The organism is Streptomyces sp. NPDC005070, from assembly GCF_053600395.1.
Genome location: NZ_JBSFZS010000573.1, coordinates 1 through 1,121, shown reverse-complemented (window position 1 = coordinate 1,121; position 1,121 = coordinate 1). Strand labels below are relative to the sequence as shown.

2 protein-coding genes are annotated in these 1,121 nt (G+C 71.0%); one reads left to right on the top strand and one right to left on the bottom strand.

Features of this window, described 5'->3' with window-relative positions:
* Positions 1 to 66: 66 nt before the first annotated feature.
* Positions 67 to 207 (bottom strand): sigma factor, encoded by a 141-nt coding sequence (locus ACWEBX_RS41260; protein ID WP_451889796.1) that lies wholly within the window; start codon positions 205 to 207, stop codon positions 67 to 69.
* A 295-nt stretch (positions 208 to 502) separates the two neighbouring features.
* Here ACWEBX_RS41260 and ACWEBX_RS41255 point away from each other — a divergent pair, with 295 nt between their 5' ends.
* Positions 503 to 1,087, top strand: coding sequence for a dihydrofolate reductase family protein (locus ACWEBX_RS41255; protein ID WP_451889795.1), 585 nt, complete (start codon positions 503 to 505; stop codon positions 1,085 to 1,087).
* Positions 1,088 to 1,121 lie beyond the last annotated feature (34 nt).

The window sequence follows — 1,121 nt, the reverse complement described above, 5'->3', positions numbered from 1 at the left end:
CCGGCCAGGCGCCCACCTTCTTGGCCAGCGGATGCGACCCGGCGAACGCGGCGACGTACCCGGCGGTCAGCACACCGGCCGCCGCACCGCCGGCCGGTAGAGCCAGGTGCGCAGCGAGGCTCGTCCCTCGAACCCGCCCAGACTCTGCCAGGCCGTGAGCAGGGTGTTCTGGAGGGCGTCCTCGGCGTCCTCGAAGGAGCCGAGCATGCGATAGCAGTGCACCTGGAGCTCTCGGAGGTGCGGCTCGGTCAGCACCCTGAACGCGTCGCCGTCCCCGGCCCGCGCCCTCTCGATCAGATCGGCCGCCTTCATCGTCACCGTCTCCTTCTTCCGAGCCCCGCGGCTTCCGAGCCCCGCCGCTTCCGAGCCCTGCCGCGCTTCCATCCTGTACAGGCGCCGGCCGGGGCGAGAACTGGGCGGTCGGGCGGCGCCCAGTTCTCGCCCCGGCGGGCGCCTGCATCTACGTGGTCGTCGTCAACGTAGGCGCGAGGAGGGATCGGACATGGGAAAGATCGTGATGAGCGGGCCGCAGAACGTCTCGCTCGACGGAGTGGTCCAGGACCCGGACGGTGCGGAGGGGTTCGAGCTGGGCGGCTGGTTCCCCCGGTTCGGGGGCGGGGACCTCGCCGAGTGGAGCAAGATCGCGTTGGAGGAGGCACTGGGCGCCGAGGCCTGGCTGCTGGGCCGCAAGAGCTACGAGTTCTTCGGGGTGCGGTGGCGGCCCCGGAGCGGCGAGCTGGCGGACCGGTTGAACAGCATGCCCAAGTACGTCGTGTCCTCGACCCTCGAAGAACCCGACTGGGACAACTCGACGGTTCTGCGGGGCGACGTCGTGACCGAGGTCTCGAAACTGAAGCGGGAGCTGGACGGAGAGATCGTCGTCCCCGGCAGCCATCGGCTCGGTCGTACGCTGATCGAGGCCGGCCTGGTCGACGAGGTGCGGCTGGTCGTCTTCCCGGTCGTGCTCGGGGCCGGCGAACGGTTCTTCGGCGAGGCCTGCGGCACGAAGCCCCTGCGCCTGGTGGAGGCCAGGACCATCGGCGACGGCCTGGCCTTCCTGACGTACGAGTTCGTCCAGAGTCCCTGAGGCCGAACGGGGGCCCGCGGTCGCGGCGTCCGGC